Origin of the sequence: Achromobacter sp. RW408 (assembly GCF_003184165.1) — a bacterium.
In the GTDB taxonomy this organism is placed as follows: domain Bacteria; phylum Pseudomonadota; class Gammaproteobacteria; order Burkholderiales; family Burkholderiaceae_B; genus Achromobacter; species Achromobacter xylosoxidans.
This window is the reverse complement of record NZ_QHHO01000049.1, coordinates 1,353,055-1,368,054: the sequence shown is the minus strand read 5'-3', so window position 1 is coordinate 1,368,054 and position 15,000 is coordinate 1,353,055. Positions and strand designations below refer to the sequence as shown.

Here is a 15,000-nt window from a genome sequence, read left to right as displayed (position 1 = left end):
GTGCGCTGCGCGGTCGACTGCACCGCGCCCTTGTCCGCGAACCAGGCCGGGCTGAAGGCGCGCGCCTGGGCCTGCGCCGCGCCGCTCCAGCCGCCCGCCACCAGCAACACCGCCAACGCCTGCGTCACCGGCCTCAGGCGCCAGGCGGGACGGCGCGAACGCCGCGGGGAACTGCGGGAAACAAGAGCGTGATTACGGCTGGGCATGACGGCTTTTCCTTCCTGGAATCGGATCTGGCATCTGCAGCGCCGGGGCCGGTTCGCCGGGAAAAAACGGCGGCACGGACCGGGCGATTCTGCGCATGGGTGCCTAGACCGTCTGAAGCGTCATCGACTGCGCTTTTTCACAAAAAATTCATATTTCAGGTTTTGGACGCGGCGGCGGCCGCCTGCGGCCGGCTCAGCTCAGCAGCACGATGCCGCCGGGCAGCGACGTGACCTGGGCGCCGTACACGTCGCGGATCAGCAGCGCGGCATCGGCCAGCTGGTCCAGCGAAAAGCGCGCCTGCACCATGCTGCCCGCCAGGCGGTCGCCCACCAGCACGATGCGGCCGGGGCGATAGCGGTTGATCTCGTCGACCACCTGCGCCAGCGGCACACCGTTGAACTCCAGCACCCCGCGGCGCCAGGCGGTGACCGCGTCCAGGTCCACCCGCCGCGGTCCGCTGGCGCCGGCCGCGCCCAGCACCACCTGCTGCGCGGCGGTCAGTTCCAGCGAGTCCTGCCGCGATGTGACGCGGGCGCTGCCCTCCAGGCAGGTCACGCGGACCTGGCCGTCGGTGTAGCGCACGTTGACGCAGCCCGACGTGGCGTTGATCCGGCCGGCGCCCGCCGTCAGGCTGACGGGTTGGCCGGCCGTCGCCAGCTCGACCTCGCCGGCCAGCAGGTCGATCTGCTGCGCCTGGCCGCTGCGCGACAGGTTGATGCGGGTCTGCGTGTTCAACTGCACGCTGGCATCGCCCGCCAGCGCCACCCGGCGCTGCTCGCCGGTGCCGCTGCGCACGTCGGCGGTCAGTTCGTCGACGGCTGGCCACAGGCCCAGCGGCGGCTTGAACGCCAGCCACGCGCCGCAGGCCGCCACCGCGCCGCCCAGGAAGGCGCGCCGCGCCGGCCGCGCGCTGCGGCCACGGCGCGCCTGCGCCGCCTGGACCTGGCGCGCGGCCGGCGCCAACTGCTGCCAGGCGCTGCGCGTTTCCTTGAAGATGCGGGCGTGCTCGGCGCTCTGTCCGCACCAGCGGCGAAAGGCCTCGCCATCGGCCACGCTGGCCTGGCCCGAAGCCAGGCGCACGACCCAGGCCTGGGCCTCGCGCTTGAGCGCGGCCGCGGGGTCGCCACCGGGGCGGGAGCGTCTGAACAGGGGTGTCATATAGCTAAGACGTTTCCCGGGGTCGGGGACCGTAGCGCTGGACATACTTTTTTTCCAATTTCTCGCAACAGTGCTCCAGCCCCGCGCGCAATTCCTTTTCCACGGTCCGCACCGAGATGCCGAAACGTTCGGCGATCTCGCGGTGCGGCACGTCGTCCACCCGCGCCGCGATCACGATCGCCTGGCGCCGGCGCGGCAGTTCGGCCAGCGCCGCTTCCAGCGCCTCGACCTGCTGGCGGCCCTCCGCCACCTGCGCCGGGCCGGCCGCCTCGTCGGCCATGTCGTACAGCTCCTCGATCTCGGCCATCGACAGGATGCGCGCATTGGCGCGGCGCTGGTCCTCGGCGATGTTCGAGGCGATCTTGAAGAGATAGGCGGCCGGATACTCCACCGGCGCGGTCTCGGCCAGGCTGTCGACCCGCAGCCACGCTTCCTGCATGGCGTCGTTGGCCAGGTCTTCCGATCCCAGCCGGATGCGCAGGCGCTTGCGGAATTCCTGGTACTTGGACAGGAACAGGTTGCGCAGGGCGTCGCCGGTCATGGCCATGCGCGTCAACCCGCCGCGCCGGCCAGGCGGCAATCGGCCCGCGGATCCGGGCGCGGCGCCAACACGATGGTCACCGGCTGCGGCAGGTCGGCCGGCGGCGGCGTGTCCATGATCAATCCCGCCAGCACCCCGGCCAGCGCCTCGTCGCGGCGCGCGTCGCCGGTGCCCGCCAGCACGCGGGCCTGGCGCACCACGCCATTGCGCCCGATCCACAATTGCAGCGAGGCGCGGTAGCGGCCGAACTGCGCGCCGGTCCATTGGCACAGCGCGCGCGTCACGGTGTTCTGCAGCACGCCGGCGTAGCGCGTCACGGCGCCCGCCGAAGCGCCGGCGGCCGGCGGGCGCGCCGCCGCCGCGGGAGCCGCCGCCTCCACCAGCGTGAACGCCGACGCGCTGGTGTAGCGCGCCTGCAGGCCGGTGCCGGCCAGCAACTGGCGCAGCGCCTCGCGCGGCGCCAGGCGGCCGCGCACCGCGGCGCCTTGTCGGCCCGCCGTCACGCGGCTGGTGACCAGCACCGCCATGCCGGTGGCCTGGGTATACGCGGCCAGCGCCGCATCCAGCGGCTGCGCGGCGATGTCGAACGGGATCAACGCGGTTTCGGCGGCCCGTTGCTGGGCCAGCGCGGCCGGCGGCAGCATCGACAGGCCGAGCGCGAACCACCATGCGAACGCCCAAGCGGCCCCAGGCGCCTGCGTGACTGTCATAACACCCCGATGTCTCTAAGATGGCGTGGCGACTGCGTGCCGGCGACGGCCGGACGCAGGGCGGAAGCGGCATGGTAGCGGCCGCATGTGACGGTCGGGTGACGCCCGCGTGACGATCGAGGCCGCATCGCCCGGCAATCGTCATGTGCGCGTCACCCGCGTGCCGTCCGCCCTTACATCGCCAGCCGACTTCTCTCGAGCGGGCTGAGCGCGCGCATCTCGCTGTCGTCCAGCGTCCCGGCCCCCAGGACCTGCACCGCGCTGGCGGCGTCGTAGCCGGTGGCCGGCCCCGGCGCCGCCGGCCGGGACGCGCCCGCCAGCGGCTCATCGCCGTGTCCCAGGATCTGCACGGTGATCACCGATGGCAGGTTCCGGCGTGCCTGGCTTTGGGCGCGCTGGACGGAATCCTGCGCGGCGTTGACCGCGGAACTGGCGGCGGCGCTGGCCGACGCCAGCGCGCCTGTGTTGGCCGCAGCCGCCACCGGGACGCCCTGGCTGTCGCCCTGGGCCTGGATGTTGGCCGCGTTGACCACCTGCAAGGCGGCGATGTTGACGTTGCCCGAGACCCGGATGCCAGCCTCCCCCGCGTCAATGGTGCCAAGCGGGGCGTACAGGTCCACATCGCCTGCTGGCACCTCGGGCAGCGGCGCCAGCGTCGCGATGCCCGCGCCCGTGCTGGGCGCGGCGGGCGACAGCGTCACATTGCCGACGCTGTCGTAGACACGTTTGGGAGGTGTGTACAGCACACTGGTCTTGGAACCACGGCCCGCGTTGATGTCCCCCTGCGCGGACCAGGCGGTGATGCCGCCGCCGAACGTGGTCATGACGCGGCTCTGGCCCAACAGGATGCTGCCCAGCGCATACAGCTGGATATCGCCTTCGCCCTGTGTAATGATGCCGGCCGTGGCGGGCGGCGCCGCGCCTTCCACGCCGAACACCTGCTGTCCGCCCGGCGTCAGCAGCTGGATGTCGCCGCCGAAAGCGGTGCGGATACCGGCCGCGCCATACAGCGTGAGATCGCCCTGGTAGGCACCGGGCGCGGTATCCGGGAACAGCGCCGCGATGGCCTGGCGGCCGCGCAGGTAACTGGCGCTGCGCGGACCTGACTTGTCGTTGTATTCGCGGCCGCCTGCGCGCAGTTCGGCAAAATACACCTGGCGCGCAAAGATCCGCTGCTGCTCGGCGGGCAAGGCGTCGAAGTAGGCGCGCGCCTGCTCGCCGCTGCCCGCGAAACCGTAGCGCTGCGTCAACCACAGCAGCAGTTCCGCCTCATAGGTCTTGAAGGGCAGGCCCTGGTCTTCACGCGGCCGGCCGGCATCGGCCAGCCGCGCCGGATCCAGGTAGCGCGCCAGGAACCCGGCGTAGTCCGGCCCGGCCGCGCCCACCCCCGCCTGCACGGCGATCGACGCTCCCGGCCGCGGATCGCCCGGCAGCACCGGGCCGAGGCTGCCGATGGCGGCCCGGTCGGCCATCAGCACGTGGCGGCCCGCCGTGACCTCCAGCACGCCCGGCCCCGCCACCTGGAACGTGCTGTACAGGATGTCGCGGCCCGCCGCGACCCGCGAAACATCGAGCCCGTCCCGATGCAGGAACAGATTGCCGCTGGACACACCGTCGCCGATCCCGAAGGTATAGCCGTTGCTGGTGGGCACCGCGGTGGGCTTGCCGATGTCGGTGCCCGAGGCCACGATGTCCCGTCCCGCCATCATCCAGACCGGGCCGGCGGCCTCGAACCAGTTCAGGCCGGCCTGCGGCCCCTGCGCCACGCTGATCAGCTCGCCGCTGCGCAACCCGACGATGTCGCCGTCGCGCGCATATAGCCGCGTCACGGCGTTGGAGCCGGCGGCGCCCGCGGTCGGTGCGCCGAAATGGAACAGTGGGTAATGGATACCGCGCGTCGCGGCGCCACCGCCGGCCCCCTGGTTGCCCAGCAATACCGCATCGCTGGCCAGGGAGTCATAACCGGCGAAGGCGGGGTTGCGCACGCTCGCCATCACGGTCGGATCGGCGCCGGATCGATTGATGGCGTAGCCGCCAGCGTAGATCGAGTCGCCGGCCAGCAGTTCCAGTTGGCCGCGAGCGCCCGGCGCCAGGGTAAGCGAATACGGCACGCCATCGATTTCGCTGTTCAGGTAGCCCGCGGACGCGCCGGCGTAGACGCTGCCGTCGTAGGCGGTGGCGCGCAGTATCGACGGATACAGATAGCGCGCGTCCGAGGCCGACGTGTTGCGCCCCGTCTGCAGCGGTGAATTGCGGGCGCTGTGCGCGGTCTGGCGGCTGGGCGCGAGGTTGCCGCCAGCGCTGGCCAGTTCAATGGCGGTGCTGTCGGTCCACATCGAAAACCAGCTGTAGCCGCCGCCCGCCAGCGCGGTGCCGTCGGGCAGCCGGAACGGCGTGCTGTTGGGCACTGCGACACGGCCAGGGTCGCCAGCCCCGCCCAGCACCAGGTCGCCGCGCGTATCAACGCGCATGACCGCGTCGCCAGGCATCAGCACCAGCCCCCCCGTGGCGCTGGCCAGGGTGGACGTGTAGGGATCGTAGCCGCGGCTTTCCTTGGCGTCCTGCAGGGTCGCGTTGTTGCCATATTGCAGCGCCAGGCCGCCCACCGCGCCCGCCGAGAGGCGCACGCTGCCCCGCAGGTTGATCAGGGCGCCCTGCAGGTCCAGGGCCGGGTCGCCATAGAAGGGCTTGGCGCCCGTCGTCGTCGACACCAGTCCGCGCGCGTTCTGGGTCGGATTCAGCCGGCCGCCGATGCGCACGTCGATATCCCCGCCGCCGGTCAATGCGAGGGCGCCGTCGGCAGCGACGCGGCCGGTGCTGCCCACCGCAACGACCAGGCCCTGGCTGCGCGGGTCCGAAGCGGTGCCGCGCGCGTCGATATTGCCGGCGTCGCCGTCGGCGCGCACGCTGACGTTGCCGCCGCCCAGCGCGCCGAATCCGGTGAAACCGGCCAGCAAAGGCGTGCCATCCTTGAACGAGGCAGGGGCCTGCGTATAGCTGCCGAAGTTGATCCACCATGCCGTGGGTGTGTCACCGCCGTTGGCGCTGCCCGTGCCCTGGCGCCACAGCCAGTTGCCGACGCCGACGCTGGGATCGATCACGCGTCCCTCGAGGGACGCGGGCACGGTCCTGCCCCATACGTCGCCGCGCAGCGCGCCGCCGGCATACAGGTCGAGATTGCCGCCCGCCTCGGGATACCAGGCCTGGTAGGCCCCGTCCGCCACGAACGGCTCATAGGTCGAGGCGTAGGCATCCCCCAGCACCGTGCCGCCATAACGGCCGCGCGACAGCAGGTAGGCCGGCGCCACGTCGGCCGCTTGCGTGCCCGCCGTGTAGACGCCATAGGCCGACCGCAGGCTGATGTCTCCCCCCGCCGCCAGCGCCAGATCGCCCGTGCCCGTGCGCAGCACGCTGAAGTTCTGCGTATGGTTAACGATCGTCAGGGTGGTCTTGTTCGCGACGCATTGATCGGGAAATGTCTTGCACAGCGCCAGGTCGCCATCGGCCACCGGCTCGCCTCCGGGGAACCCCAGCCAGTTGTCCTCGGCCCACACCCAGGGCGGCGGCGGCACGCACAGGCCGGGCGTGACATCGCACAGCCACTGCATTTCGTCCGGCACCGGTTTGCCCGGTTCGGCGCCGTAATCCGGCGCGTCAGGCCCCCACACCAGCCGGGCGTTGCCCTGCTCCAGACTGACGTTGTAATGGCTGTCGGCCAGCGTCAGGTGGCCTGCGCCCGGCAGGACGCGGCGCGGATCGGCCGCCTCCAGGTCGGCGCCCGCCACCAGCTGGACCGACCACGACTGGCTGCCGGCGGGCAGCATCGGCGCCAACGCCCAATTGCGCCGCTGCGCCGCCGTGGCGTCCGGCCGCAATGGCACGTATTCGGTGCCGGCCGGAAGCATCAGCTTGGCCTGCGACGGGATCAGCGCGCCCAGCTTGAGCGTGATCGTGCCCGCCAGACGCAGCACGTTGGCCTCATTGCCCTGGGTGGTGTGCAGGTTCGGCAGGGCCACGTCCGCCGGCCAGGTGAACGCCTGCAAGGCCGTGCCCTGCGCCAGCAGCGTGCCCGCGCCCAAGCGCGTCCCCGCAGGCAGTTCCACGGCCTGCGCCAGCACGGTGCCGGCCCCGTACAGCAACTGTCCGGCCGCATCGCGCACGTCCCCGGACACCACCGTGCCCGGGGCCAGCGACAGGCTCTGGTCCAGCACCGCCTCCACCGGCAGGCGCGTCCCCGCCGCCAGCGTGGTCGCCTGCAAGGGCAAGGGGTAATTCAGGGTGCGCCCGCCCGGGAACTCGGTGCCTTCGGCCAGCTCCACTCCCCCGCGCGGCAGGACCACGTCACCGCCGAAGGGCTGCGTCCCCGGTGTCAGGATCCAGCCGTTCTCGTCGTCCGGCGACGCCGGCGGCGGGGCGAAACCGTCGTTGATGCTGCCATATACATCCAGGTTGCCCTTGGCCCGCAGCACCAGCGCGCCCGCCTCGCCGGAGCCATACGCGGCGCCCAGCGGCGTGCGCGGATTCAGGCTGGCATAGCGATAGCCCGACAGGTCCAGGTCGCCTTGCACGACCAGGTCGCCGTCCGCACTGCGGCTGACGATCTCGACGCCGGGCCGCAGATGGAACACGTCGCGATAGACGGCATTGTTCAGGCCGGCGAGCTTGCCGCCGAGCAGGTTGCCGTTGGCCAGCGCGCGGCCCATGAAAGCCGCACTGTCGGCATGCTTTTCGTTCAGGTAATCCTGGTCGATGATCTGGTATTCGCGCCCGCCGCTGCGCTCGGCGGGATCACCGGGACGGGCATCGTCGTAGCGCTGCGTGGCGATCAGCGTGATTGCCTTGGCGCCCTCGATGGCCAGAGGTCCGCGCGCCTCGATGGCAATGTCGCCATATGTGGCGGCGGCATCCGGCGCGCCGCCCCCGTTGATGCCGGCGTTGCCGGCCGCATCGACGCGCGGCGCCAGCAATTCCAGCGTGCCGCGCGCGGCGCCATCGTGCTGCCCCGCCGCCGTGCCTTGGGTGGCCGCCGTGCCATGGCGCAAGTCGATGCGCGCGCCCCCGGCCAGGGTCAGCACGCCCTGGCCGGCATTGAGTTCGACGACGGCGCGGTTGGGCGCGTCGATGATCTTGCCGTAGCTGTCCACGCGCAGCAGCGTGCCGTGCGCATCGAGCACGGCGCCGGACGCCAGCGTCAGCCCTTCGCGCGCCGCCAGCCGGATGCGGCCGACCCGTTCGCCGCTGGCGTCGACACGGCCCGCCACGGTCAGGTGGCCGCCGTCCAGCGACAGATTGATATCGTTGGCGCGCAAGGCGTCGCCCACCGTCAGGTTGCCCTGCTTGATCTGGAAACTGCGCGCGCCGCTCACGCCGCCCTCGTTCAGGCGTTGATTCAGGGCGTCGAAATCGGCATCCAGCGAGCCCGCCGCGCCCAGGCGCTGCGCGCGAATGTCGATGCTGCCGGCCCGATACGGCACCAGCGTGCCTGCCGCGTCGTAGCGCCCCGACGCGCCGCCCAGTATGCGGCCGAGCAAGGCCACCTCGCCGCCGGTCGGGGACAGCGCCACCGCGCGCAGGGCGCCGGCGTCGTTCTCGCGCGCCGACAGGTCGATCAACGCTCCGCTTTCCTGGCGGATGGCGCCCAGGCCGCTTTCCAGGATCAGTTCGCCGCCCCAGCTGTAGCGCCATACGTCGTTGAAGGCGATGGCGCGGCCCGCCAGGTCCAGCGTGGAGCCCGCCCCCAACAACACACTGTCGCGCCCTGTCAGCGTCAGCTTGCCGCTGGGCAGCACAATGGCCCCGCCGATCCGCACGTTCGCCCCCGTCAGGCTCAGCTCCGCGCCCAGCGCCTGAACCGGCGCGACCGGCGCGCCCGCCGGCGCCACGACCCGCACGTCGCCACCCGCGATGAAACGGTTGACGGAGCCGGCGACAGCGGTCAGCAGCGGCGTGTTCACCGTCAGGTCGCCACCGCTGTACGCGTAGCCACCGCTGCCATAGGCGCCTTGCGACTGGTACACCGCCAGGCTGCCACGATGGTTCGCGGTGACGCGTTCGCTGGCATTGAGCACGACAGCGCCGAAGCCCAGTGCCAGGCGGGCGTTGTCGTCCACGCCGTTGGGCTGCGCCCCCTGGCCGTAGCCGAACTCGATGCGCTCGGCGTCAATGCGCAGGGTGCCCCGGCCGGTGCCGGCGCCGCCCGCCGCCACCGCGCCGGGCGCCTGCGTGGCCCCGTTCCAGACCAGATGCCCGGTGCGGATGGCGGCCTCGTCGCCGCTTTCACCGTAGCCGTACAGGGCCGGCGTGCCCAGCGCCAGTGTGGCCAGGCTGTAGCGGCCGCTGGCCGGGTCGCGCGTATCGAGCGCCACGGAGCCATAGAAATTGATGGCGTCGCGCGCGGTCAGCGTCAGCACTTCGAGCCCCGGCGCGCCGCTACTGACATCGCCACGCAGGAGCCGGGCGAGAATTTCCTGGTTCAAGGTCAGGCCGCTCGGCAGCACGCCACGCGCCGCCGCCTGCTCCAGCGCGGTGGCCGTGCCGACATTGACCGCGCCGACCGCCAGCGTCAGGTTGCGGGTCCCGTAGCGCACCGCCTCGCCCAGGTCGAACACGCCATTGACCGCCGCGGCGATGGTGCCTTCGGAGTACAGCCCCGTTGCCGAGGGACACGGCACCGCCGCGCAGGTGCCGATGCGGATCGACCCGGCGGCCTGCGCGTCGGGCGCCAGCACATCCAGGCGCCCATTGGACAGCGCCAACAGCGCCACCGCGCCAGGCTGGAAGGCATAGCCCTGCGTCGAATCCACCGACGGCGCGCCGCGTCCCAGCGTCGACAGCCCCGCGCCGGCCTCGACTTCGATCTCGCGCGACGAGACCAGGATCTCGGGCGTGGCCAGCTGCGCACCGGACCGCAGGATCACCCGCTGCGCGCCGCCCTGGAAGGTGTAGAAGCGGCCGCCCTGTCCATACTCGACCACCGGCAGGGCGCCGATCACCAACCGGTTGGCACCCAGGGCCGCCAGCGCATCCGCCTGCACCGATGCGCCGCCAAAGCCGGCGCTCGGCGCCTGGCCGGCCGGCAGGATTTCCACCTGGCTGCTGCCGCCGTTGAGCGCCGCGGTGCCGGCGAAACCGCCCGCCGCCGCCCGGAAATCGGCAACGCCGTCAAAGCGCAGCGCCTGGCCGTCGGACGTCCCCGGGAATATCGTCAGCCGCAGCGTGCGCGCGTCGGCCGGCAACATCGCGCGCGGCACGCCCCGCCTGACCGCGTCGGCACGCACGAAGCTGGCGTAGCTGGTCTCGTTGTATTGCGAATAGGTTCGCAGCACGGCGGCCGGCGTCAGGATCACCTGGCTCGGCAAACTGTCGGCCAAGGCCGTGCCGGCAGTGGACAACGTGCCGCTGGCCGCCCATGACAGGTTGCGCAGCCGCATCGGCGCGATGGCCGGCCCCGCGGCCGCGGCGCCGTTGATCTCGACGCGGAAGGCGCCCGGCAACAGCGCGAAGGTGGAAGGCATCAAGGTATAGGTGCCGGCCGGCAAGCCGGGCACGCCCGCGCCCACCGTGATCTGGCGCCCCACGCCCGGCCTCGACGCGCCTGCCTCGCCGCCCGCGGGCGCATAGCCGGGTTGCGCGCCCGGCACGATGGCATAGACCGGATGGTCCGCCAGGGCCGGCAGGAAAAAACCGCCGTCGGGCGTGTTGCGCACCAGCGGAAAGTAGCGCGCATCGGTCGAACCGCCGCGGCCCGACACGAAGCCAGCGCCGGCCAGTTCGCCGCCGCCCGACAGATCCAGCAACGCGCCCGGCGCCGCATCCACGTCGCGAAACGCCAGCGTGATGCCGGTGCGCAGATAGGCGCCCTGCTCGAAGCCCGTCGCCCCGCCCACGCCGACCAGCGCCACCTCCTCGCCCTGGAACCGGTATGACACCCCATCCGAGGTGCCGCCGTAAGGCATCACCAGGCCGGCGCCGCTGACGGACGTGACGCTGCCCGGCAGCAGGGTCAGGCGCCGTGTCCCCAACCGTTCGCTCAGGTCGCCCAGGACGATCGCGCCCAGCGGGGCCCGCAGCACGCCACCCTGCTCGACGCTGGCGGCGGCCAGGCGCAGCGTGCCGAACGCGGAATACGGCACGGGCGGCAATGCCGCGGCCGCGTCCACACGGCCGACGCGCAAGGTCCGCGCCGGATCGAACACCAGTGCGCCGGATGCGAGGTCGCGGGTGTGGCCGGCCAGCACCTCCGCATCAGCTCCCGTGGCCGGATAGAGTTGCGCGGCGACCAGATCCAGGTCGCCGCGCGTCCACAGGCGCGTGCGCGGCTGATCATCGTTGGGGGCCAGGAAGCGCATGTCGCCGCCGCTGCGCAGCTCGACACGGTCAAAGCCTGGTCGCGTCACCACGAGCGGCGTGGCGCCGGCGACTTGGATCTGGCCCTGGGTGCCAAAGGACAGGCTGTTGCCGACCTCCAGCAAGCCGCCGGCACGCACGGTGAAGTTGCCCGCCCCCACCGTGGCCGCATCGCCGAACAGCACCCGGGGCCGCGTCAGGCCATTGGTGGCGAAGTATCTGCCCGGGCCCGACAGGCGCACATACGGGGCCGACAGCATCACCCGGCTGTCCGCCGCGTCGGCCCCCGTCGCCAGGGAAAACGCGCCGGCATAAAGCCGCAGACTGCCCGCGGCCGCCAGGTCGACCGCGCCGTCAAAGGACATCAGGCCGTTGGACAACAGGCCGATGTGATCGAAGCCCGCGCCGGCCAACACGCGCGCCAGGTCCAGCCGCGCCTGGCCATAACGCGGCTCGCGCGCGGCGGCGCCGCTCGTCAGCACTAATTCGCGCGGCACTTGCACCGCGGCCGTGGCCGTATCACCGCCCCATAGGCGGTACAACGGCGTTTCCAGCGCGATATCGAGCGTGCCGCCAGCGGCCCCGGGGCCTCCCGCGCGCGCCGCCAACTGGCCGTCCAGCTGCAGGCCCAGGTACGAACTGAGCGAAATCCGGCCGCCATCGCGGTCCAGCCGCAGCGGCCCGACGCCCTGCACGTCCAGATCCACGCTGGCGCCCGAGGCCTCCAGCCGCGCCCCGGGCCGCACGATCACATAGGCATCGGAGGAGGTCGCGGTGGCGCGCTCGTGGTCGATTTCCCCGCCGATGACGATGGCGCCGCCCTGATCCGCCACGCCGTACCTGCGCCCGCGCGCGTCCACGCCAGCCTCGGCGCGGCCGGCGACATCCAGCAGCGCCTGCTCTCCCACCAGAATGGACCGGTCGTGGACCCGTCCGCTGGCGGTTTCCACCGACTCGGCCACGTCGATATCGCCCAGCCGCAATTGCCGGATGTCGATCCTGCCGCCGGCGGCGCTCAATGCGCCCAGCACCGTGATCTGGCCCGCGCCCCGCAGCCGCAGGGTCTGGCCGGGGTCGACGGTGACGCGCGCGCCGCGGCCGATCGTCAGCGCCGCATCGACGTCGGCGCCGGCCGTCGCCAGGTTGCGGCCGCTCTGCAGTGACAGGCTGGCGCCGCGCCGGCGCGTGATCGTTGCCGCCACCGGATCATGCTGATAGACCGGCGGCAGCCAGGCTTGCAGCGCCACGGCCGGCCGCGAGCCGGTCGGCACTTCGGCCGCATCGGCGCCGGGCCGGTAGACCGGCATCGCGACGTCGATGCGCGCGTCGTCGGCCACGGCCAGGCCTTCGCTGCCCGCGATCTGGTAGCGCGAAAAGCCGCGCTGGAACAGCGCCGCCTCCAGCACCAGCGCGCCGTCGCCCGCCGCGCCGGCATCGCCGAGCACCACCTTTGGCGCCGTTACCGCCAAGGTGCCGCCGCCCTCCACCCCATAGCCGCGCAAGTCGGCCGCCAGGCGCAAGCGGCCGCCTGCCGAACCGTCGGCCGCCAGCGTCTCCAGCGTGATGTCGCCGCCCCTGCCGCCGGTCAGCTTGCCCGGCGCGCGCAATGCGGCGCCCGAGCCCACGTCGATCGTGCTGCCCGCATCCAGCAGCAGATCGCCGCGTCCTCGCACCGACACGCTGCCGCCATCCAGATAAGCCAGGGCGCCGGCCTGCGCCGGCGCCAGATTGCGCCACAGCCCCGACGCGTCCAGGCGGGCGTTCGCGCCCAGCGCCACGCGCTCGTCCGCGCCGTTGCCGCCCGCCAGGGTGTCGAGCATGCCGGTCGGCGTGGCCTGCGTCATGACGCTGCCCAGGCGCAGCGCGCCCCCGCGCGCGCTCAACGTGGCGTCCACCGACACCCGCTCGGCAAACAGCGTGATCTCGCCGCCGGGCGCCACCGTCAGGTCGGCGCGCGCGTCAATGTCGGCGGCGGCGATCCTGACGGCGCCCAGGCCCGACGCGCTCAACCGTGCGCTGTCGAGCAAGAGGTTGGCGCCGCGGTCCGCGGGCAGGGCGGTGTCCAGTTCCAGGCCGCCGGCGATGGCTGCCACCCACCCGTCCAGCACGACGCGCGCGGCGGTGTTCTGATTGCGTTCCAATGTGTACCGCAACGCCCCGGTGCGCTTGTCGTAATAGGGCGTGTAGGCGCCCACCACCAATTGCGCGCCGCGCGCCGCGGCGCGTTGCGATTGCTGGTAGCCATCCAGGTCAGAGCGCGCGGCGACGCTCTGGCGCTCGCCCAGGAAGGTGGCGCCGAGCAGTTCGCCCTCCAGCACCGCGCCGCTGGTGCCCACCAGCAGCCTGCCCGCATCGCGGCCCACGGTATAGCCGGTCTCGAATCGCTCGCGCGGCGCGAGCAGCGGGTTGTAGAAATACCTCGTCTGGCCCCAGCGCGCGCTGCGCGCCTCGTACCCCAGGTACAGGCCGGCATAGGCCAGGTCGCCCGGCGCGCGCGACACCTCATACAAGCGGCCGTCCGCGCCTCGCAACCAGCTCTGGCGGATCATGCCGTCCTGCACGTCCAGGGTGCCGCCGGACAGATTGATGGACGAACCGGCGCGCGTCACCACGTCGCCGCCACTGAACTCGACATTGCCGCCTTGCGCCATCCATTCGCCGACCGCGTGCGGCCGCGTGCCGAGATAGCCGCTCACTTCCAGTAGCCCCCCCGCCGTGTACCAGCGATCGGTGGCATAGCCGTTGGTTCCCGCCGGCACCCACACCAGCTCGCGCAGATCCACCCACACATCGCTGCTGTTGAGCTTGCCGCTGTCGCGATTGAGCGGGGCGTCGCGCTGCTCGTTGCCCTGCACGTTGATTTTGATGTTGTTGTTTTCCATGGCGACGGGCACGCCCACCGCGCCGGCCACGTCCAGCACCGCGCCGTCGCGCAGCAGGCTGCGCCGGGCGGCGTGGACCACGATCTGCCCGCCCGTGGCCAGCGTCATGGAATCCGCCGCGAAATCGACCGTGCCGCCGCTGCGGATTTCCACGCGGGACAGGTCGCGCCGGTCGCTGCCTGCCGCGGCCATGGGCGCATCGGTCTGCGCGCCCAGGGGCACGCGCAGGCCATCGCGCTGGCTGTCCAGCGCCAGGTCGCCGCCCCGATCCAGCAGGATCGCCGTGGCGCTGCCTGCGGCCAGCGTGATCCGGCCATCCGCGCCCGCCGCGGCCAAGTGCAGGGTGCCGCGGGCGTTCACCGAAGTGCTCGACAACAGCACACCGCGTTGCGCCACCTCGGCGCCGGTCAATGTCACGTCGCCCAGGGCGGCCTGGATCAGGCCGGTGTTTTCGACACGGCCCGTCGCGCCCGCGGGCGTCACCTCGTTGCCCCGGGTGGTGGACAACTGATTGCCCGCCGTCCCCTGCCCGCGCTTGATGACGAAGCTGTCGCCGGCCGCCAGTTGTGCCTGGCCCCCCGGGGTATCGATCGTGCCGGCGTTGACGGCCTCCTTGCCCAGCAGCAGCACATAACCGCCGCCCGTGGTCGAGGAGGCCGGCGTCGAGGTCTGGAGGCGCGCGCCCGCCTGCACCTCGATGCGGCCGGCGGCGTCGCGGAAAGTCGGCTGGCCATTGTCGCCATACAGGCCATTGCCGCGGAACTGCGCGTCGCTCATGGTGGCGGCGGCCACCACCAGGTTGCGCGCGTTGACCTGGCTGGTGCCGCTGAAGATCACGCCGTTCTGGTTCACCACCAGCACCGTGCCGTCGGCCTGGATCGCGCCCTGGATCTGGCTGGGCCGCGCTGACGCGCCCACCACCCGGTTCAGTACCGCGTCGTCGGCCTTTTGTTGGAACCGCAGCGTGGTGTTGCGGCCCACGTTGAACGTGTCCCAATTCAGGATGGCGCGCGACTGCGTTTGCTCGATGGTCACCAGCTGGCGCCCGCCCTCGGTGCCGGTGCGCGGCTTGTTGGCGCCCTCCCATTTGGCCTGCGCGCCCTCGGCGATCCACAGCCCGCCCGGCGCCAGTCCGTCCGGCACGGCGGTGCCGTTT

General features: G+C 72.2%; 5 protein-coding genes. All 5 read right to left on the bottom strand.

The features are described from left to right. Positions 1–206, bottom strand: a 206-nt coding sequence (locus tag DK459_RS30860; RefSeq protein ID WP_199234312.1) for a hypothetical protein, incomplete at its 3' end; no start/stop codon positions are given. 193 nt (positions 207–399) lie between these two features. Beyond that, positions 400–1,365, bottom strand: a complete 966-nt coding sequence (locus DK459_RS25765; protein WP_054447703.1) for a FecR domain-containing protein — start codon at positions 1,363–1,365, stop codon at positions 400–402. Between the two features lie 4 nt (positions 1,366–1,369). Next, positions 1,370–1,906, bottom strand: coding sequence for an RNA polymerase sigma factor (locus DK459_RS25760; protein ID WP_238921031.1), 537 nt, complete (start codon positions 1,904–1,906; stop codon positions 1,370–1,372). A gap of 11 nt (positions 1,907–1,917) precedes the next feature. Continuing rightward, complete coding sequence (locus DK459_RS25755; protein WP_047991297.1) at positions 1,918–2,616, bottom strand: STN domain-containing protein; 699 nt, start codon at positions 2,614–2,616, stop codon at positions 1,918–1,920. A gap of 173 nt (positions 2,617–2,789) precedes the next feature. After that, complete coding sequence (locus tag DK459_RS25750) at positions 2,790–14,987, bottom strand: filamentous haemagglutinin family protein (RefSeq protein WP_233256861.1); 12,198 nt, start codon at positions 14,985–14,987, stop codon at positions 2,790–2,792. Between the last annotated feature and the right edge of the window lie 13 nt (positions 14,988–15,000).